The following is a 19,456-nucleotide window of genomic DNA, read 5'->3' as shown; positions in this document are numbered from 1 at the left end:
GACGCTACCCACCCCGGCGACCACGCACCTCAGGGCACTCTCAGCACCTCAGAACGCTCTCAGCGGCGATGGGTCAAGCTGAACCCATGACAGCGCAGGACAAGACCTCCGGCCAGGGCACGACGGGACGCCGGGTCGCCGCCGGAGTGGCGGTCGCCGGCGCGGTCGGGCTCGGGCTGCTGGCCCTCCCCGGCGGCGCGGGCGCCGCCCCCGAACTCCCCCCGGTGAGCGCGGAGGAGCTGGTCTCCTCCGTGCTCACCGCCGACATCGGCGCCTTCGACGGCACCGTCGAGCTCGACAACGCCCTCGGGCTCCCGGCGCTGCCGGGCATGCCGCAGGCCGCCGACGGCGACAGCACCGCCCGCGTCTGGTCCGACGGCGAGGGCCGCGGCCGCGTGCAGCTGCCCACCGACTCCGGCGAGCGCACCCTCGTCTCGGACGGCGAGACGTTCTGGGCGTGGAACTCCGAGGACCAGACGGTGCACACGGCGCCCGCGGACGGCGGGCCCGCCGAGCGGGAGTCGGCCGTGGCCGACCCGACCGCCGCCGCCACCGAGGCCCTCGACGCGCTGCGCACCAGCAGCGACGTCCGGGTCGACGGCACCGCCGAGGTCGCCGGGCGGGCCGCGTACGAGCTCGTGCTCACCCCGGCCGCCAGCGAGCGCACGCTGCTGCGCGAGGTGCGCCTGGCCGTCGACGCCGAGCACCGGGTGCCGCTGCGGCTCACCGTGCTGGCCAACGGCTCCACCGAGCCCGCCCTGCAGCTCGGCTTCACCGAGCTGCGGTTCGGCCCGCAGGACGCGTCGCTGTTCACCTTCACCCCGCCGCCCGGGGCCACCGTCGAACCGGCGCCCGCGCACGCCGGCCCGATGGCGGGCAAGCCGGAGCGCCTCCCGGACGGCGTCGAGCCGACGGTCGTCGGCGACGGGTGGGACACCGTCGTCGTGGCCTCCGGGGGCGACCTGGCCGGAGCCCTGGACGACCCGTCCCGCGAGGGCCGGGGCGAGGGGCGGCCGAACATCGACCTCTCCGCACTGGGCACGCCGGTGAGCGGGCCGTGGGGCAGCGGCACGCTGATCAGCACCGCGGTGGCCAGCGCGATCATCACCGACGACGGCCGGGTGGCCGCGGGCGCGGTCCCCGAGCAGGTGCTCACCGAGGCACTGGGGCAGTGACCAGCACCGACCAGACCACCGACCGGACCACCGAGGTCCCGACCGACGACCCCGCCACCGCGGCCACCGCCGCGGCGGCGGGGTTCGCCGCCCGCGCCGTCGGGCTGCGCAAGGTGTTCGGCCCGACCGTCGCCGTCGACGGCGTCGACCTCGACGTCCCGACCGGCTCCGTGCTCGGGATGCTGGGGCCCAACGGCTCGGGCAAGACCACCCTCATCCGCATGCTGCTCGGGCTCACCCGGCCCACCGCCGGGCGCGCCGAACTGCTCGGCCACGACGTCGGCGCGGCCGCAGCCGCCGCCCTCCCGCACGTCGGGGCGCTGGTCGAGGGACCGGGGTTCCACCCGTTCCTGTCCGGGCGGGCCAACCTCAGCCGGGTGGCGGCCGCCGAGCCGCTGCTGGGCGGGCGACCGCTCGCGCCGGTCGTCGACGACGCGCTGGAGCGCGTCGGGCTGGCCGCCGCGGCCGACCGCCGCTACCGCGGCTACTCGCTGGGCATGAAGCAGCGCCTCGGGCTGGCCGCCGCGCTGCTGCTGCCCCGCAGGCTCGTCGTGCTCGACGAGCCCACCAACGGCCTCGACCCCGCGGGCACCCGCGACGTGCGGCGCATCATCGGCGAACTGCACGCCGGCGGCGCCACGGTGATCGTCTCCTCGCACCTGCTGGCCGAGGTCGAGGCCACCTGCACCCACGTCGCCGTGCTGCAGTCCGGCTCGCTGCTGGCCGCGGGGGAGCTGCGCACCCTGCTGGACACGGGCGGCTCCGGGCTCGTCGTCAGCACCCCCGACGTCGAGCTCGCCCTGCGCACCCTGCGCGAGGTCGGCGTCACCGCCTACCGCACCGAGGACGGCGTCGCCGCCGCCGACGACGGCCCGCCCGCCCCCGAGGTCATCGCCCTGCTGGTGCGGGCCGGGGTGGCCGTGCACGAGGCCCGCCGCAACCGCACCAACCTGGACGAGCTGTTCGCCCGGCTCACCGAGGAGACCCCGTGACCACCGCCGTGCTGCCCGCCGGGGCGGCCACCGCCCCTCGATCGGCGCCGCTGGGCCGGCTGCTCGGCGCGGAGCTGACCTGGGTGCTGCGCAGGCCGCGCACGCTGGTGATGCTCGGCGTGCTGGCGCTCATCCCGGTCGTCATCGCCATCGGGGTCACCGTCGTCGGCGGCGACGTCCCGGGCCCCCGCGGCGGCCCCGGCCTGATCGGTGCGATCGCCGGCAACGGACTGGTCCTCCCGGTCGCCTCGATCACCCTCGCGCTGGCCCTGCTGCTGCCGATGGCGGTCACGACGGCCGCCGCCGACGCCATCGCGGGCGAGGCCGCCAGCGGCACGCTGCGCGGGCTGCTGCTGGCCCCCGTCGGCCGGCTGCGGCTGGTGGTGATGAAGGCCTTCGGGGTGCTGGTGGTGGCCACGCTGGCGGTGCTGGTCATCGCGGTCGCGGGGCTGCTCGCCGCGCTGGTCGTCGTCGGCTCCGCGGACGGCCAGCTCGTCACGCTGTCGGGCACCACCATCGGCCTGGGCGAGGCACTGGGCCGCGTGCTGATCATGGTGGTGTGGACGGTCGGGCAGCTGGCCGCGGTCGGCGCGGTCGCGCTGGCGCTGAGCTCGCTGACCGAGCACCCGATGGTCGTGCTGGCCTCGGTGCTGGGCGGGCTGATCGTGTTCGGCGTGCTCAGCGCCATCCCCGCGCTCGACTGGCTGCAGCCCTACCTGCTCACCAGCGGCTGGACGGCCGGGGCCGACGTGCTGCGCGACCCGATGGTCTGGGACGGTCTGGTGGAGAGCTCGCTGCGGGCGCTCTGCTACACGGCGGTGGGCGGCGGGCTGGCGACCTACCGGATGCTGCGCCGCGACGCCTGAGCGCGCCCCGTGCTCGGGTGGTTCGTCCCCGGGCCGGGAAGTTCAGGAAGGCCACCTTCATGGACCCCCGGGTTCAGGAGGGTGGCCTTCCTGCCCTGTGCGGACCTGAAGGTGGCCTTCCTGAACCCGGGCGGCGCGGCGGGGCTGGGAGGATCCGCGCCGTGGTGTGGGTGGACGCGGAGGCGCGGACGGTGGCCGGGCTGCTACGCGACGCCGATCTGCTCGACGACGTACTGCGCGCCGCCGGGCACCGGGTGCGGCGCCGTCCGGGGCGCTGGCTCGGACCGGGCGACCTGCTGACGATCGGGGTGCGGGTGCTGCCCGGGCTCCGCGTCCCGGTGGTGGTCGAGGTGCGGGCGGTCGGGCCGGCGGAGCTGTCGGCCGAGGTGCGGTCGCGGCCGTGGCGCGGCAGCCGGTGGTCGGCGCGGCTGGTACCGGTCGGCACCGGCACCGAGGTCCGCGACGGGTGGCGGGCCGGTCCGCTCACCCGGCTGCTGGCCCGGCGCCCCCTTCGCCGGCTGCGCAGCGCCCGGGCGGAACGGCTGGTCGCGGCGGCGACGGCGGTCGGGGCCGGCGCCGTCGTGGTGGCCACGGCCCTGGTCCGCGACGGCGCCGTGCTCGCCGCCCAGCGCACCCGTCCGCCCGCGCTCGCCGGGCGCTGGGAGCTCGCCGGCGGGCGGGTGGAGGCGGGGGAGGCCGAGGAGGACGCGGTGGTGCGGGAGTGCCGCGAGGAGCTCGGGTGCGCCGTCTCCCCGACCGGGCGGGTGGGCACCGACCTGCTCATCGACGCGGGGGTGCTGCGGGTGCACGCCGCCGTGCTCGTCGACGGCTCCGCCCCGACCGCACTGGAGCACGCCGGGCTGCGCTGGGTCGGCCCCGCCGAGCTGGAGGCCGTCGACTGGGTCGACGCCGACCGCGCCGTGCTCCCCGACCTGCGCGCCCTCCTCGGCCCCTCGACGACCTGAGCGGCACGGTCCGCGTCCGTGCGGCTCGGCGGGGGCAGGTCACCGCGGATGGGCGGGAACGCGCCGATCCCCTTCGCGATCGCAACGGATCCGGCCCGTTCGTTGTCGATCGCACACGAGCGCGGAACCGTTCCGTGGCCGTCGTCGTCAGTGGCGGGCATGCACCCCGATGCCGCCGCCCCGCCCGCCGCCGATCCCCGCCCCGACCCCGATGCTCTGCGCGCGCTGCTCGACCGCCAGGCCGGCGTCCTCACCCGGGAGCAGGCCGTGGGGGTCGGCTTCGCCCCGGCCGCGATCGACGACCGGCTCCGGTTGCGCCGCTGGCTGCCGCTGCACCCGCGCGTCTACCTGGTCCGCGGCTCCCTCGACCCGGCGGCGGCGGGGTGGGCGGCGCTGCTGTGGGCCGGGCCCGCCGCCGTGCTGTCGGGGCCGTCCGCGGCCTGGTGGCACGGGCTGCTCGACGAGCCCCCGGACGTCGTGACGGTCACCGTCCCGGCGGTGGGGCGCCGGGGTCGGCCGCGGGTCGGGGTCGCCGTGCGAGTGCGGGAGCTCGGGCGGGTCGACGTCGCGCTGGTGCGGGGCGCGCCCGTCACGGCCCTCCCGCTGACCGTCCTCGACGCCGCCGTCGCGCTCGGCGCGCGGGGCCCTGCCCTGCTCGACGGGGCGCTGCGCGGTCGGGTCCGGTTCCCGGCCGTGCGGGCCGCCCACCGGCGGATGCGCGGCACGCCGGGGGCCGCCCGCGCGGCGCTGCTGCTGGAGTCCGCGGCCGACCGCTCGGCCACCGAGGCCGTGCGGCTGCTGGCGCGGCTGCTGCACCGGGCGGGCCCGCCGGGATGGCGGCTGGAGAACCCCGCGGCGGGAGGCCCGCCGCGGATCACCTTCCCGGCCGCCGACCTGGCGATCGAGGCCCGCGGGATGGCCGGGCCGGCCGCCGTCCGGCGACCGGGCGGGAAGGTGCTCGTGTACACCTGGCACGACCTCGTCGAGCGGCCTAGCATCGTGCTCGCCGAGATCGCGGGGGCCGTCGTCGTCGGGCCGGACGGCCACCCGCCGGTGATCTCCGCCACGAGCGGGCGCCCCGGAGGGCCCCTCGGGGAACAAGCGCGCCCTGCGGCGGGCTACCCTGAATCGTGAGCTCACCAGCATCCACCCTCGCCGCCCCCGCGGATCGAGCCGGCGGAACCCGCCGCTCCGGGGCGCAACTGCGCAACGTCGCCATCGTGGCGCACGTCGACCACGGGAAGACGACCCTGGTCGACGCGATGCTGCGCGCTTCGGGTGCGTTCGGTGAGCGGGCCGCCGTCGTCGACCGGATCATGGACTCCGGCGACCTCGAGCGCGAGAAGGGCATCACGATCCTCGCCAAGCACACGGCGATCGACTGGAACGGGATGACGGTCAACGTCGTCGACACCCCCGGTCACGCCGACTTCGGCGGCGAGGTCGAGCGCGGGCTGTCCATGGTCGACGGCGTGGTGCTGCTGGTCGACGCCAGCGAGGGCCCCCTCCCGCAGACCCGGTTCGTGCTGCGCAAGACGCTGGCCGCCGGCCTGCCCGTGGTGCTGGTGGTCAACAAGACCGACCGCCCCGACGCGCGCTGCGCCGAGGTCGTCGACGAGTCGCTGGAGCTGCTGCTGGAGCTGGCCGACGAGCTGGAGCTCGACGAGGCCACCACCGCAGGCCTGCTCGACCTGCCCGTCGTCTACGCCAGCGGCCGCGCCGGGCGGGCCTCGCGCGTGCGCCCCGGCGACGGCGAGCTGCCCGACGAGCCCGGCCTGGAGTCGCTGTTCGACGTCATCGCCGAGACGGTCCCGCCGCCCTCGGACGACCCGGACGCCCCGCTGCAGGCCCACGTCACCAACCTCGACGCGACCAGCTTCCTGGGCCGCATCGCGCTGTGCCGGGTCCGCGCCGGCGTGATCCGCCGCGGCCAGCAGGTCGCCTGGTGCACCGCCGACGGCAAGACCACCCGCGTCAAGATCTCCGAGCTGCTGCGCACCGAGGCGCTGACCCGCGTCCCGGCCGAGTTCGCCGTGGCGGGCGACCTGGTCGCCGTGGCCGGCATCGCCGAGGTCACCATCGGCGACACCCTCGCCGACCCGGACGACCCGCGCCCGCTGCCGCGCATCAACGTCGACGAGCCTGCCATCTCGGTCACCATCGGCATCAACACCTCCCCGCTGGTCGGGCGCGACCCGCACCCGGGCGGCAAGCTCACCGCCCGCCAGGTGAAGAACCGGCTCGACCAGGAGCTCGTCGGCAACGTGTCGCTGCGGGTGCTGCCCACCGAGCGCCCCGACGCCTGGGAGGTCCAGGGCCGCGGCGAGCTGGCGCTGGCCGTGCTGGTCGAGACCATGCGCCGGGAGGGCTTCGAGCTCACCGTGGGCAAGCCCGAGGTGGTCACGAAGATCGTCGACGGCAAGGTCCACGAGCCGTTCGAGAACCTGTCCTGCGACGTGCCCACCGAGCACCTGGGCGCGGTCACCCAGCTGGTCGCCGGGCGCAAGGGCGAGCTGATCCAGATGGTGCACGGCGCCAGCCGCGTCCGGATGGACTACCGGGTCCCCAGCCGCGGCCTGATCGGCTTCCGCACCGAGTTCCTCACCGTCACCCGCGGCGCCGGCATCGCCAGCCACGTGCACGACGGCTACGGCCCCTGGCTGGGCGAGATGCGGATGCGCCAGCGCGGCTCGCTCGTCGCCGACCGCACCGGCCCGGTCACCGCCTACGCGGTCGACCAGCTCGCCGACCGCGGCGTGCTGTTCGTCGGTCCCGGCACCCAGGTCTACGCCGGGATGGTGATCGGCGAGTACACCCGCGGCGAGGACCTCGAGGTCAACATCGTGCGCGAGAAGAAGCTCACCAACATGCGCATGTCCACCAGCGACGAGCTGGTCAAGCTGACCCCGCCGACCATCCTCAACCTGGAGCAGGCGCTGGAGTTCTGCGCGGGCGACGAGTGCGTCGAGGTGACGCCGGAGTCGGTGCGGCTGCGCAAGACCGTGCTCGACTCGCACGCCCGGGCCCGGGCGCGCTCCCGGGCGAAGTCCGCCGTCTGAGGCCCGGTCCGCTCGGCGTTCTGGCGTCTCGCAGCCGGGGGGTCGTCCTCGCAGCCCGCCGGCGCGCTGCGAGGACCCAGGCAGCGCTGCGAGGACCCTCCGGCCCGCCGCGAAGGCGCCGCCGGAGGCGCGGTTCAGTCGAGTGCAGGTCGCCGGAACGGGGGGTGAGCGCGGGCGCCGCGCCCGGTGCGAGGATGGCCGTCGCTCGCCGGCGTGCGCCCGGCGACGGGCAGGGGGACAGGTGAGGCGCAGGCGGGCCGGGGTGGTCGTGCTGCTGGCGGGGGTGCTCGCGGGGCTGCTGACGGCCTGCGTCAACGAGCCCGTGCCGCAGCCGTCCGAGCCGGTGCCGACCGCCCAGCCCGACCCGACGAAGCTCGTGGTGGCCGTGGGCGACATCCCGGCCGGGTTCAACCCGCACCTGCTGGCGCACCTGAGCCCGGTGACCACGGCGCTGGCCACGCTGGTGCTGCCCTCGGTGTTCCGCCCCGACGCCGACGGCGCCATGCAGATCGACCAGACGATCGCCACCAGCGCCGAGGTGGTCGCGACCGAGCCGTTCACGGTGAGCTACGAGCTCAACCTGGAGGCGTCCTGGTCGGACAACGCGCCGATCGCCGCCGAGGACTTCGTCTACCTGTGGGAGCGGATGCGCGAGGAGCCCGGCGTCGCCGACGACGCCGGCTACCGGCTGATCACCGACGTGCGTTCGCGCGCCGGGGGCAAGGCCGTCGACGTCGTGTTCGCGCACGCCTACCCGGCGTGGAAGGAGCTGTTCACCGACCTGCTGCCGGCGCACCTGCTCAAGGACGCACCCGGCTCCTGGGTCGGCGCCACCACCGGTGGCCTCCCGGCGTCGGGGGGCCCGTTCCGCATCGGCACCATCGACCGCGACCGCGGCCTGGTCGAGCTGACCCGCAACGACCTGTACTGGGACGCCCCGAGCGTGCTGGACGTGCTGGTCCTGCAGCGCCTCGACGACGCCCAGACGGTGGCCGGGCTGGCATCCGGCGACGTCGACATCGCGCTCACCGAGGCCGACGCCGACATCCGCACGGCCCTCGGCGGCCTGCAACCCGCACCCCACACCCAGCCCGCGCCGCAGCCGGTGGTGGTCCAGCTGGGCATGCGGGGCGACGGGGGCCCGCTGGCCGACCCGCGGGCCCGGCAGGGCGTCGCGGCGCTCGTCGACCGGGAGGCGGTCCGGGCCCGGGCCGCGCCGGACGCGCTGCCCGCCGACGCGTTCGGCCTGGCCCCGTCCGAGCCCGGCTACCAGGCCACGGCGCCGCAGGGCGCCCCGGCCCGCCCCGACCCGGTGGTCGCCGGCCAGCTGCTGGCCCAGGCCGGGTGGTCGCGCGACCTGACCACCGGCCGCTGGGCGGTGGCCGGCGCGCCGGTGCGGCTGGTGCTGGGCGCGGCCGCCGAGCGCCCGGACGACCTGCGGGTCGCCCGCATCGTGGCCGAGCAGCTCGACCAGGCCGGCATCGACGTCGACATCGTGGCGCCGGGCGCGGTCGCGCTGTTCGGGCAGGAGGCCGTGCCGGCCACGCCGCCCAGCCCCCCACCGACCACACCGCCCGCGCCGACCCCGTCGACGGCACCGGGTGGACCGTCGGGGGTCGCCACCCCCGCTGCGCCCACCCCGGAGCCGAGCACCGCGCCCCCGAGCAGCTCCACGACGAGCGCGAACCCGACCGCGCCGGGGACCGTCGAGCCCGACCTGATGGTCCTGCCGCGCACGACCGGTGGTGATCCGGGCACTGAACTGGCCTCCGACTACGGCTGCCCGTCGCCGAGCGCCGCGGTGCCGTTCCCGCCGCGCCCGCCGACCGGATTCTGCTTCGCCGCGCTGCAGCCCGCCCTGGACGACCTGGTCTCGCCCACGCCGCGGGCCGACGCGGCACTGCAGGTCGAGCGGGTGCTCTGGCAGCAGCTGCCGGCGCTGCCGCTCTTCCAGCCGGTCACCCTGGTGATCAGCACGTCGGCCGCGGACGCCGCGACCGGCGTCGGGCCCGGGCCGCTGCGGACGGGGCCGGTCACCGGAGCGCAGGAGTGGCGCCCGCCGAACGGGTGATCCAGGTCACCCGCAGCGCGTTGTTACCGAGAGGTAGCCCTAGTGTGTCCGGAAGCTTCGCGCCCGGTCACCCTTTGGTCACGATCGAAGGGTCGCCGGTGACGGTGAGGTCAACCGGTTTCTACGGTGCCTTGGTTCGGGGGATGCCGGTCCGTCGACATGGACGGAGTCCTCCGCCGGAGTCCGGGCGTCCGATCAGGACACCCAGTAGAGGAAAGGGTCGGGAGTCGATGAGGAGAACACGGGCAGCGTCCCTGGTCGCGCTGAGCGCGGCCGCGACGCTGTTGCTCGCCGCGTGCGGGGGTGGCGGCGGCAACGCCGGTGGCGAGGGTGGTGGCGGCGCGGCCGAGCAGACCTCCCAGGGCGGCGTCCTGGCCGACTGCGCCGACAACCCCAACGACTGCAACTCGGTCCCCGCCGACCAGCTGCAGCAGGGCGGGGAGATCACGGTCGCGCTCGAGAAGAACATCGACAACTGGATGCTGATCCACAGCGACGGGAACGTCTCGCCGCAGTCGAACGCCATCAAGACCTGGCTGCCGTTCACGTTCGCGACCCTGCCCGACCTGTCGGTCGCGCTGAACGAGAACGTCTTCACCTCCGCGGAGCAGACCAGCGCCTCGCCGCAGACGATCGTCTACGAGATCAAGCCGGAGGCGGTCTGGAACGACGGCACCCCGATCTCGGCCGAGGACTTCATCTTCACCTGGAAGTACCAGGACGGGAAGACCTGCCCCGACTGCACGCCGGCCAGCACGTCCGGCTACGACAAGGTCGCCTCGGTGGTGGGGTCGAACAACGGCAAGACCGTCACCGTCACCTTCGCCGAGCCCTTCACCGACTGGAAGAACCTCTGGAGCGCGGGCGCGCCCCTCTACCCGGCGCACATCGCCGCCCAGCAGGGTGACTACAACACCGGGCCGGGCCTGAAGGCGGCCGAGACCTACTTCGTCGGCACGGTCCCCACCTACTCGGGCGGGCCCTACCAGGTCGAGAACTGGGAGCCGAACACCGCGCTGACCGCCGTGCCCAACCCGCAGTGGTACGGCGCGGTCAAGCCCAAGCTCGACCGCGTGGTCTACCGGATCATCACCGACGCGACGCAGGAGCCGGTGGCCCTGCAGAACGACGAGGTCCAGGTGATCATGCCGCAGCCGCAGGTCGACCTGGTCGCCCAGGTCGCCAACATCCCGGGCGTCTCCCAGCAGCAGTCGCTGGGCCTGTCCTGGGAGCACATCGACTTCAACGCCGACAACCCCTTCCTGGCCGCCGAGCCGCTGCGCGACGCGCTCGCCACGGCGACCAACGTCCAGGACATGATCGACAAGACCGTCGGCCAGTTCAACGACGAGGTCGAGCCGCTCAAGAGCACGATGCTGCTGCCGGGCCTGGAGGGCTACCAGGACAACATCGGCGACTCCGGCAAGGGCTCCGGTGACGTCGAGGCGGCCAAGAAGATCCTGACCGACGCCGGCTACACCGGTGTGGGCACCGCGCTGGTCGCCCCGGACGGCCAGGCCGTCCCGCCGATGCGCATCGTCTACACCGTCGGCAACGCCATCCGGCAGACCCAGTCGGAGATCTTCGCCGCGGCGGCCCAGCAGCTCGGGGTCACCTTCCAGCCCACGACCACCGACTCGCTGGGCACCTCGCTGGGCGCGGGCGACTACGACGCCATCGTCTTCGCCTACATCAGCTCGCCCTTCCCGTTCAGCAACGCGCAGCAGAACTTCGTCTCCACCTCGGCGAGCAACTACACCAAGACCCGCATCCCCGAGCTGGACGCGCTGCTCAACCAGGCCGCCGCGTCGACCGACGCCGCCGACGCGCTGGCCAAGCTGAACGAGGCCGACAAGATGGTGCTGGACGTGTCGGCGATGCTGCCGCTGTACCAGAAGCCGACGTACCTGGCGATCAAGGACAACATCGGCAACGCTCGGGACAACGCCAGTCTCGACAGCGCCACGTACAACATCGCGGAGTGGGGTCTGCGGCAGGGCTGACGCCGCGCACCACCCCGGCCCCGGCCGGGTTGAACCTCGCAGTCCGGTCCGGGGGGCCCCCCCCCCGGCCCCCCCGCCCCGCGCCCCCCCCCCCCGGGGCCCCCCCCCCCCCCCCCCCCCCCCCGGGGGGGGGCCCCCCCCCCGGGGGGGGGGGGCGGCCCCCCCCCCCCCCCCCCGCACCGGTCCCACCGCCTGCAGGGAAGACCTCCATGCTCGCCTTCACCCTCCGCCGGATCGCGATATCGATCCCGGTGCTGCTCATCTCATCCTTCGTGGTGTTCGTGCTGGCCTCCGCGGCAGGCGACCCGCTCGACCCGCTCCTCGCGCGCAACCCCCCACCACCCCCGCAGACGATCGCGAACGAGACCGAGCGGCTGCGGCTGGACGACCCGCTGCTGTCGCGCTACTGGCAGTGGCTGACCGGGATCTTCCAGGGCGACTTCGGCCCGTCGGTGAACCCGGCCCGGGTCATCGGCGACGAGATCGGCGACCGCTTCCTGGTCACGCTGCGGCTGATCGCGCTGGCGATGATCGTCGCGCTCGTGCTGGCCGTCGTGGTCGGCGTGGTGAGCGCGGTCAAGCAGTACTCGCTGGTCGACTACGGCGCGACCTTCTTCGGCTTCCTGTTCCTGTCGATGCCGGCGTTCTGGCTGGCGATCCTGCTCAAGCAGGCAGGCATCGAGTTCAACCTGGCGGTGGGCGACTCGGTCATCTACACGATCGGCGAGGCCACCCCGAACTTCCAGGGCTCGTTCGGGGAACGGCTGGCCGACATCGCCGGGCACATGGTGCTGCCCACCATCTCCCTGGCGCTGATCTCCTACGCGGCCTGGAGCCGCTACCAGCGCGCCTCGATGCTCGAGGTGATGAACTCCGACTACATCCGGCTGGCCCGGGCCAAGGGCCTGCCCCAGCGCACGGTGACCGTCCGGCACGGGCTGCGCAACGCGCTGATCCCGCTGACCACGGTCACCGCGCTCGACCTCGCCTCCATCATCAGCGGTGCCGTGGTCACCGAGCGGGTGTTCCAGTGGCGCGGGATGGGCGACTTCCTGCTCAACGCGATCGCCACCGACGACGTCTACGCGACGATGGCCTGGTTGCTCGTCACCGCCACCGTGGTGATCCTGTTCAACCTGATCGCCGACCTGCTCTACGCAGTCCTCGACCCGAGGATCCGATATGCCTGAGCCGACCACCACCACGACCACCCCCGCACCGGGGGCGCCCGCCGGGGGCGCGCAGCCGGGCCCGAGCGGGCGGGCCGAGCGCGAGTTCACCGTCGCGGAGCGCAGCCAGTTCCAGTTGGTGCTGCGCCGCTTCCTGCAGCACCGGCTGGCGATGGTCAGCCTCGTCGTGCTGGTCCTGCTGGTCCTGCTGGCCTACGTCGGCGGCGCGCTGTGGAAGTACAAGTTCGGCGAGTACACCCCCGACGAGTCCGAGCCCCCCTCCTGGGAGCACCCCTTCGGCACCGACTCCGCCGGCCGCGACCAGTTCGCCCAGGTGCTGCGCGGCACCCAGATCTCGCTGCAGATCGCGGTGCTGGTGGCGCTGTTCGCCACCGTCGTCGGCACCATCTGGGGAGCGGTCGCCGGGTACTTCGGCGGGCTGGTCGACACGCTGATGATGCGTGTCTCCGACCTGATCCTGACCCTGCCGCTGATCGCGGTGGCCGCCATGCTCGGGCACAACTTCGGCGGCACCTGGTGGCTGATCGCGCTGGTGATCGCCGGGCTGTACTGGGCCTACGTCTCCCGCGTCGCCCGCGGCGTCGTGCTCTCGCTGCGGGAGAAGGAGTTCATCGAGGCGGCCAGGGCGCTCGGGTCCAGCGACGTCCGGATCATCCTGCGCCACCTGGTGCCCAACGCGCTGGGCGCCATCATCGTCAACGCCACCATCCTGATCGCCGTCGCGATCCTGCTCGAGACCGCGCTGTCCTACCTGGGCTTCGGGGTCACCGCGCCGGACACCTCGCTGGGCCTGCTGGTCAGCGAGGCGCAGACGGCGCTGTCCACGCGTCCGTGGCTGTTCTACTTCCCGGGGTTGTTCATCATCCTGATCGCGCTGTGCATCAACTTCATCGGCGACGGGCTGCGCGACGCGCTCGACCCGCAGCAGACCAAGGTCCGCCGGTGACCGCCGAGGACGTGCTGGCGGGCGGCAGGCCCGAGGGGGCCGCCGAGCCCGTCCGCCCGTCGGACCCGGTGCTGGAGGTCTCCGGCCTCACCGTCGGCTTCCCGAGCGAGGACGGCATGGTGCAGGCCGTCCGCGGGGTCGACTACTCGCTGCGCGGCGGCGAGGTGCTCGGCATCGTCGGCGAGTCGGGCTCGGGCAAGTCGGTCACCTCGCTGGCGGTGATGGGGCTGCTGCCCCGCACGGCGAAGGTGTCGGGCTCGGTGCGCTTCCGCGGCCGCGAGCTGATCGGGATGAGCGAGGCGGAGCTGAACAAGGTCCGCGGCCGCGACATCTCGATGATCTTCCAGGACCCGATGACCTCGCTGAACCCGGTCTACTCGGTCGGGTACCAGATCGCCGAGGCGGTCCGCGCGCACCACGGCGTGTCCAAGGCCGCCGCGCTCGACCGCGCGGCCGACCTGCTCGAACTCGTGCGCATCCCGAACCCGGGGCAGCGGCTCTCGGCCTACCCGCACGAGCTCTCGGGCGGCATGCGCCAGCGGGTCGTCATCGCGATCGCGATGGCCAACGACCCCGACGTGATCATCGCCGACGAGCCGACCACCGCGCTGGACGTCACGGTGCAGGCGCAGATCATGCAGTCGCTGCAGGCGGCCCAGGCCGAGACGGGCGCGGCCATGGTGCTGATCACCCACGACCTCGGGGTGATCGCCGGCCAGGCCGACCGCGTCCTGGTCATGTACGCCGGCAAGCCGGTCGAGATCGGCACCGCCGAGGACGTCTTCTACACCGCGCGGATGCCCTACACCTTCGGGCTGCTGGGCAGCCTGCCCCGGCTCGACCGGCCCAGCGAGCGGCTGACGCCGATCCCGGGCTCGCCGCCGTCGGTGGTCAACATGCCGCCGGGCTGCCCGTTCACCCCGCGCTGCCCGCTGGCCATCCCGCTGTGCGACGAGCGCGAGCCCGAGCTGGAGCCCACCACCGACGCCGGGCACCTGGCCGCGTGCCACCGCTCCGACGAGCTGGTCGGCAAGTCGCCCGGCGACGTGTTCACCACCGGGGTCGCCGACACCGAGGCGCTGGCGCACTTCGTCGAAGAGAGCGAGGAGCTCGCATGAGCGAGCCTGCGAGCGAATCATCAGCACAGCGCCTTCGCGAAGCGCCGGCCGAGCGCTGCGAGGCCGTGCGATGAGCGCGCCGGCGGTGAGCAAGGGCGGCGGCGGCGCGAGCGGCGCCGAGCCCATCCTGAGCGCCCGCAACCTGGTCAAGCACTTCCCGGTGCGCTCGACCGGGCTGATCCGCCGCCAGGTCGGCGTCATCCACGCGGTGTGCGACGTGTCGTTCGAGCTGCTGGAGGGCGAGACGCTCGGGCTGGTCGGCGAGTCCGGCTGCGGCAAGTCGACGACGGCCCGGCTGGTGCTGAACCTGATCAAGGCGACCTCGGGCGAGGTGTTCTACGGCGGCAAGGACGTCACGGCGCTGTCCCCGAAGCAGCTGCGGACGCTGCGCCGCGACCTGCAGATCGTCTTCCAGGACCCGTACGCCTCGCTCGACCCCCGGATGCCGGTCAACGAGATCGTGGCCGAGCCGCTGCGCATCCACGACATGTACGACAAGGGCGGCCGCGAGCTGGTGCGCGACCTGCTGCGCACGGTCGGGCTCAAGCCCGAGCACGGCAACCGCTTCCCGCACGAGTTCTCCGGCGGGCAGCGCCAGCGCATCGGGGTGGCCAGGGCGCTGGCCCTGCGGCCCAAGGTGCTGGTGCTCGACGAGCCGGTGTCCGCGCTGGACGTCTCGATCCAGGCCGGCGTGCTCAACCTGCTCGACGAGCTGCAGGCCGAGCTGGGCCTGTCGTACCTGTTCGTGTCGCACGACCTGTCGGTGGTGCGGCACACGGCCGACCGCATCGCGGTGATGTACCTGGGCCGCATCGTGGAGACCGGCCCGGCGGCCGACCTGTTCGAGCGGCCGGGGCACCCCTACACCCAGGCCCTGATCTCGGCGATCCCGCTGCCCGACCCGCGCAAGGAGCGGGCCAGGGAGCGGATCACGGTGGTCGGCGACCTGCCCAGCCCGGCCGACCCGCCTAGCGGCTGCCGGTTCCGCACGCGCTGCCCGAAGTTCGCCGCCGAGCTGACCGAGGACGAGCGCCGCCGCTGCGTCGACGACATCCCGGAGCTGGTCGGCCGCGGCCAGGGGCACCCCGTCGCCTGCCACTACGCCGAGCAGAAGGTGCTGATCTGACGGCCGTAGAGTTGCCGGCGTGACCAGTGCCCCGACGGCCGCGGGCCGCAGGCTGCTGCTCGTGCACGCCCACCCGGACGACGAGACGCTGAGCACCGGCGGCACCATCGCCCGCTACGCCGCGGAGCCGGACACCGCGGTCACCCTGGTCACCTGCACGCTGGGGGAGCAGGGCGAGGTCATCCCGGCGGAGCTGGCGATGCTGGAGGCCGGGCAGGCCGACCAGCTGGGCGGTTTCCGGATCGGTGAGCTGGCCGGGGCCTGCGCCGCGCTCGGCCCGGTCGACCACCGCTTCCTGGGCGGGGTGGGCCGCTGGCGCGACTCGGGCATGGCGCTGGCCGGGCACGGTGTGCGGGCGGCGACGCCGGAGGTCCTGCACCCGCGGGCGCTCGCCCGGCCGGAGGCGTTCGACGCGCAGGTCGAGGCCCTGGTCGCGGTGCTGGCCGAGGTGCGCCCGCAGGTGGTCGTCACCTACCCGGCCGACGGCGGCTACGGCCACCCCGACCACGTCCGCGCCCACGAGATCACGGTGGCCGCGGTGGCGGCCGCGCCGGTGCCCGCGCGGCTGGCGTTCACCGCGGTCTCGCGGTCGGCGCTGGCCACCGGGCTGGCCCGGATCTCGGCGCTGCCCGGCCTGCCGTTCCGGCTGCCCGCCCCGCGGGAGCTGCCCGCGGTGGCCGACGCCGAGATCACCGCCCGGATCGACGTGACCGGCGCGCGCGCGGCCAGGGTCGCCGCGCTGCGCGCGCACGCCACCCAGGTCGAGGTGTGGACGCCGGCCGCACCGGACGAGGACACCGTGGTGTGGGCGCTGAGCAACGGCATCGCACAGCCGCTGCTCGACGCGGAGGAGTTCACCGTGCCCGACGCCGCACCGGGCCTGCTCGACGACCTGTTCGCCGGGCTCGCGGCATGAGCGAAGCGCCGTACCCGCCGAAGGGGCGCGCCGTCCCGCCGCCGTCCGATGCCGCGCTGGAGGGCGGGCTGCTCGGGCTGCTGCTGCTCGACGCGATCCTGCTGGCCGGCATCGGGCTGGTCTTCACGCCCTACTACGTCGGGTCGGTCCCGGTCCCGATCGGCGCGGTCCTGGTGGTCCTGGTGCTGCCGTGGCTGGTGCTGCGGGCCGGCGAGATCGACCCGCGCCCGTCGGTGGCGGGCGCGCCGCTGTGGGTGTGGTTGCTCGTCACGCTGGTGCTGGGCCTGTGGGGTCCCGGCGGCGACGCCATCCTGCCGATGGCTCCCACCACCGTGTGGACGTCGCTGGTGCTGGTCGGCGGTGGCCTGCTGGCCGGCGTGGTGACGCTGCGGCTGCGCGCGGCGCCCTCCCCGGCGTCGGCCGGGGCATCCGGTCAGGACGGCGGCACCAGGTACCGGTAGCGGTGGTGCTCGACGAAGCCGAGCCGTCCGTACAGCGCCCGAGCCCCCGTGTTGTGCAGCGCCACCTGCAGCACCGCCCAGCGCGCCGCGGCGGCCCCGCCCCAGTCGGCGGCCACCCCCACCAGCGTCGTGGCCAGGCCCTTGCGGCGCTCGGTGGGCAGCACGTCGAGCACCGACAGGTGCAGGTGGTCGGCGACGGCGGTGGCCCGCAACCGCCCGACCGGCTCCCCGTCGGCCCCGCGGGCCAGCAGGAACGCCGTGCGCGGCGAGCCGCCGGGGTCGAGCACGTGCCGCTTCGCCGGGCTCGGCTCGCCGTCCCCGCCCAGGCCCCACCACTGCGCCGACGGCCGCTCGGGCACCTCCACGACCGGCCCCGGCCTGCGGGGCAGCGCCGCGAGGTCGGCGACCATCACCGAGACCTCGGCCCCGGCCTCGTGCCCGCTGTCGAGGACCCAGCCCTCCCGGGCGACCGCCGCGTCCCACGGCGAGCCGATCGGCGCCTGCACCCGCGCCGGGATGGCGTGCTCGACGGCGAACCCGCGCAGCACGTCGAGGGCGGCCGCGACCGGCATCCCCGGGTCGCCGACGGCCAGCGCGGAGTTGGCCCGGCCGGTGTAGCCGCCTGCCGCCCGCAGCCGCCAGCCGCCCAGCGGGCGGTCCACGACGGCGGGCCAGGCGTCGGCGCACAGCTCCTCCAACCGGGTCACCGCGGCGAGCGGGGCCCGGCGCGGCACGGCAGGCGGCACCGCACGGACCGCGACCACCGCCGTTCGGGCGGCGCGCACCGGGCCCTTGCGCGTGGAGACGACGAGCTCGTCGCCATCGGCGCTCAGCTCGCCCACCGCGTCGCGGTAGAGCGGGCGGCCGTCGCGCTCGCCGATCCGGAACCGCAGGGCCACCCGCCGACCGATCAGATCCCCGCCGATGCGCACCCCCGCATCGTGCCCGGAACCGGGCTTCCATCCCGGGAGGAGGGCGCGGGTCACACCGCCCCCCATACCGTACGGTCGGGATCGGGATACATACTGGGACCTTCCCTGAACTGCCAGAATCGTGAGGACCGTCCGTGACCTACGTGATCGCCGAGCCCTGCGTCGACCTCCTCGACAAGGCGTGCATCGAGGAGTGTCCGGTGGACTGCATCTACGAGGGCGGCCGGATGATGTACATCCACCCCGACGAGTGCGTCGACTGCGGGGCATGCGAGCCGGTGTGCCCGGTCGAGGCCATCTACTACGAGGACGACGTGCCCGAGCAGTGGGCCGCCTACACCAAGGCCAACGTCGACTTCTTCGACGAGCTGGGCTCGCCCGGCGGCGCGTCCAAGATCGGCAAGATCGAGCGCGACGTCGAGCCGGCCGCCAGCCTGCCCCCGCAGGAGCACGACGAGTGACCCTCGTCGGGCGCACGGGCCGCGCGGCCCAGCCGGTGTGATACTCGCGCCGTGACGCCCGCCCCGACCCTGCCCGACTTCCCCTGGGACTCCCTGGCCGGCGACAAGTCGCTGGCCGCGGGCCACCCGGACGGGATGGTCGACCTCTCGGTCGGCACCCCGGTCGACCCGATCTCCCCGGCGGTGCGCGCCGCGCTGGCCGGCCCCGCCGCCGACGACCCCGGCTACCCCACCACCCACGGGCCGGAGTCGTTGCGCGAGGCCGTGGCGGCGAGCCTGCACCGCCGCTTCGGGGTGCGGGTCGACCCCGCCACCGTGCTGCCCACGATCGGCTCGAAGGAGCTGGTGGCCTGGCTGCCCACGCTGCTGGGCCTGGGGCCCGGGGCCACCGTGGTCGTGCCCCCGCTGGCCTACCCCACCTACGAGGTGGGCGCACTGCTGGCCCGCGCCGAGGTCGTCCGGTCCGACTCGACGACCGCGCTCGGCCCCCGCCGCGTCGCCCTGGTGTGGGTGAACTCACCCTCCAACCCGACCGGGCGCGTGCTGCCGCCCGAGCACCTGCGCAAGGTGGTCGACTGGGCCCGCGAGCGCGGCACGGTCGTCGCCTCCGACGAGTGCTACCTGTCCCTGTCGGACGGGGCCACCTCGATCCTGCACCCCGAGGTGTGCGGCGGGTCGGCCGATGGCCTGCTGGCCGTGCACTCGATGTCGAAGTCCTCCGGGCTCGCCGGCTACCGGGCCGGGTTCCTCACCGGCGACCCGCAGCTGGTGGCGGGCCTGCTGGAGATCCGCAAGCACGCCGGCATGATCGTGCCGCGGCCGGTGCAGGCGGCGATGGCCGCGGCCGCCGCCGACGACGACGGGGTCGCCGCACAGGCGGCTACGTACGCCGCACGCCGCTCCCGGTTGCGCGCGGCCCTGGAGTCCTACGGGATGACCATCGAGCACTCCGAGGCCGGGCTCTACCTCTGGGCCACCGACGGGCGGCCCTGCCGGGAGGTGGTGCACGAGCTGGCCGGGCTGGGGATCCTGGTCGCCCCCGGCGAGTTCTACGGCCCCACCGGGGGGCGGCACGTGCGCGTCGCGCTCACCGCCACCGACGAGCGGATCGACGCGGCGATCGGCCGACTGGCCGAGGCGCGGGCGGCCACCGGATCGGCGGCGACCGGCTGAGA

General features: G+C 74.8%; 17 protein-coding genes. 16 read left to right on the top strand and 1 reads right to left on the bottom strand.

Annotated elements, in window-relative coordinates; genetic code table 11:
- The first annotated feature begins 86 nt into the window (after positions 1 to 86).
- The 14 genes from KDL28_RS21355 to KDL28_RS21290 all read left to right on the top strand — a co-directional run bounded on the left by KDL28_RS21355 (position 87) and on the right by KDL28_RS21290 (position 16,888).
- Entirely contained in the window at positions 87 to 1,175 is a 1,089-nt protein-coding gene (locus KDL28_RS21355) for a LolA family protein (RefSeq protein ID WP_252441220.1), read from the top strand.
- Entirely contained in the window at positions 1,172 to 2,167 is a 996-nt protein-coding gene (locus KDL28_RS21350) for an ABC transporter ATP-binding protein (protein ID WP_372497036.1), read from the top strand. The genes KDL28_RS21355 and KDL28_RS21350 overlap by 4 nt, the downstream gene beginning before the upstream one ends.
- Positions 2,164 to 3,033 carry an ABC transporter permease subunit gene (locus tag KDL28_RS21345; RefSeq protein ID WP_252441219.1) on the top strand — a complete coding sequence of 290 codons (870 nt, stop codon included), beginning with the start codon at positions 2,164 to 2,166 and terminating at the stop codon, positions 3,031 to 3,033. The genes KDL28_RS21350 and KDL28_RS21345 overlap by 4 nt, the downstream gene beginning before the upstream one ends.
- Positions 3,034 to 3,194: 161 nt before the next feature.
- Positions 3,195 to 3,998, top strand: a complete 804-nt coding sequence (locus tag KDL28_RS41125) for an NUDIX domain-containing protein (RefSeq protein WP_308216037.1) — start codon at positions 3,195 to 3,197, stop codon at positions 3,996 to 3,998.
- Positions 3,999 to 4,157: 159 nt separating this feature from the next.
- Positions 4,158 to 5,132: a type IV toxin-antitoxin system AbiEi family antitoxin gene (locus KDL28_RS21335; RefSeq protein ID WP_252441268.1), complete on the top strand. Its 975-nt coding sequence runs from the start codon at positions 4,158 to 4,160 to the stop codon at positions 5,130 to 5,132.
- A complete protein-coding gene (gene typA / locus KDL28_RS21330; protein ID WP_372497035.1) occupies positions 5,129 to 7,057 on the top strand; it encodes a translational GTPase TypA in 1,929 nt (642 codons plus the stop codon). The genes KDL28_RS21335 and typA overlap by 4 nt, the downstream gene beginning before the upstream one ends.
- A gap of 241 nt (positions 7,058 to 7,298) precedes the next feature.
- Positions 7,299 to 9,128 (top strand): ABC transporter substrate-binding protein, encoded by a 1,830-nt coding sequence (locus tag KDL28_RS21325; protein ID WP_252441218.1) that lies wholly within the window; start codon positions 7,299 to 7,301, stop codon positions 9,126 to 9,128.
- Positions 9,129 to 9,358: 230 nt separating this feature from the next.
- Positions 9,359 to 11,131 carry an ABC transporter family substrate-binding protein gene (locus KDL28_RS21320; RefSeq protein WP_252441217.1) on the top strand — a complete coding sequence of 591 codons (1,773 nt, stop codon included), beginning with the start codon at positions 9,359 to 9,361 and terminating at the stop codon, positions 11,129 to 11,131.
- A 209-nt stretch (positions 11,132 to 11,340) separates the two neighbouring features.
- Positions 11,341 to 12,321 carry an ABC transporter permease gene (locus tag KDL28_RS21315; RefSeq protein WP_252441216.1) on the top strand — a complete coding sequence of 327 codons (981 nt, stop codon included), beginning with the start codon at positions 11,341 to 11,343 and terminating at the stop codon, positions 12,319 to 12,321.
- Positions 12,314 to 13,267 carry an ABC transporter permease gene (locus tag KDL28_RS21310; RefSeq protein WP_252441215.1) on the top strand — a complete coding sequence of 318 codons (954 nt, stop codon included), beginning with the start codon at positions 12,314 to 12,316 and terminating at the stop codon, positions 13,265 to 13,267. Before KDL28_RS21315 ends, KDL28_RS21310 begins: the two co-directional genes overlap by 8 nt.
- A 116-nt stretch (positions 13,268 to 13,383) precedes the next feature.
- A complete protein-coding gene (locus KDL28_RS21305) occupies positions 13,384 to 14,385 on the top strand; it encodes an ABC transporter ATP-binding protein (protein WP_308216039.1) in 1,002 nt (333 codons plus the stop codon).
- Between the two features lie 70 nt (positions 14,386 to 14,455).
- Positions 14,456 to 15,511, top strand: a complete 1,056-nt coding sequence (locus KDL28_RS21300) for an ABC transporter ATP-binding protein (protein ID WP_252441214.1) — start codon at positions 14,456 to 14,458, stop codon at positions 15,509 to 15,511.
- A 19-nt stretch (positions 15,512 to 15,530) separates the two neighbouring features.
- The gene (mshB, locus tag KDL28_RS21295) at positions 15,531 to 16,427 is read left to right on the top strand and encodes an N-acetyl-1-D-myo-inositol-2-amino-2-deoxy-alpha-D-glucopyranoside deacetylase (RefSeq protein WP_252441213.1); all 897 of its coding nucleotides are present in this window, start codon (positions 15,531 to 15,533) and stop codon (positions 16,425 to 16,427) included.
- Entirely contained in the window at positions 16,424 to 16,888 is a 465-nt protein-coding gene (locus tag KDL28_RS21290) for a hypothetical protein (RefSeq protein WP_252441212.1), read from the top strand. Before mshB ends, KDL28_RS21290 begins: the two co-directional genes overlap by 4 nt.
- On the opposite strand, the gene KDL28_RS41610 is transcribed toward KDL28_RS21290, so the two are convergent.
- A complete protein-coding gene (locus KDL28_RS41610) occupies positions 16,861 to 17,820 on the bottom strand; it encodes a GNAT family N-acetyltransferase (RefSeq protein WP_252441211.1) in 960 nt (319 codons plus the stop codon). The genes KDL28_RS21290 and KDL28_RS41610 overlap by 28 nt on opposite strands.
- A 134-nt stretch (positions 17,821 to 17,954) precedes the next feature.
- Here KDL28_RS41610 and fdxA point away from each other — a divergent pair, with 134 nt between their 5' ends.
- Both fdxA and dapC read left to right on the top strand, forming a co-directional pair.
- Positions 17,955 to 18,281, top strand: coding sequence for a ferredoxin (gene fdxA / locus KDL28_RS21280; protein WP_252441210.1), 327 nt, complete (start codon positions 17,955 to 17,957; stop codon positions 18,279 to 18,281).
- Between the two features lie 51 nt (positions 18,282 to 18,332).
- Positions 18,333 to 19,454: a succinyldiaminopimelate transaminase gene (dapC, locus tag KDL28_RS21275; protein WP_252441209.1), complete on the top strand. Its 1,122-nt coding sequence runs from the start codon at positions 18,333 to 18,335 to the stop codon at positions 19,452 to 19,454.
- The last annotated feature ends 2 nt before the right edge of the window (positions 19,455 to 19,456 follow it).

Origin of the sequence: Pseudonocardia humida (assembly GCF_023898865.1) — a bacterium.
Taxonomy (GTDB): domain Bacteria; phylum Actinomycetota; class Actinomycetes; order Mycobacteriales; family Pseudonocardiaceae; genus Pseudonocardia; species Pseudonocardia humida.
The sequence above is the reverse complement of the archived record's forward strand: the minus strand, read 5'-3'. Positions and strand labels throughout refer to the sequence as shown.

Coding starts and splice junctions, on each gene's coding strand:
- KDL28_RS21310 (WP_252441215.1), top strand. CDS start 12,314: ATGCCTGAGCCGACCACCACCACGACCACCCCCGCACCGGGGGCGCCC.
- KDL28_RS21315 (WP_252441216.1), top strand. CDS start 11,341: ATGCTCGCCTTCACCCTCCGCCGGATCGCGATATCGATCCCGGTGCTG.
- KDL28_RS21300 (WP_252441214.1), top strand. CDS start 14,456: ATGAGCGCGCCGGCGGTGAGCAAGGGCGGCGGCGGCGCGAGCGGCGCC.
- KDL28_RS21335 (WP_252441268.1), top strand. CDS start 4,158: ATGCACCCCGATGCCGCCGCCCCGCCCGCCGCCGATCCCCGCCCCGAC.
- KDL28_RS21355 (WP_252441220.1), top strand. CDS start 87: ATGACAGCGCAGGACAAGACCTCCGGCCAGGGCACGACGGGACGCCGG.
- KDL28_RS21290 (WP_252441212.1), top strand. CDS start 16,424: ATGAGCGAAGCGCCGTACCCGCCGAAGGGGCGCGCCGTCCCGCCGCCG.
- KDL28_RS21305 (WP_308216039.1), top strand. CDS start 13,384: ATGGTGCAGGCCGTCCGCGGGGTCGACTACTCGCTGCGCGGCGGCGAG.
- KDL28_RS21320 (WP_252441217.1), top strand. CDS start 9,359: ATGAGGAGAACACGGGCAGCGTCCCTGGTCGCGCTGAGCGCGGCCGCG.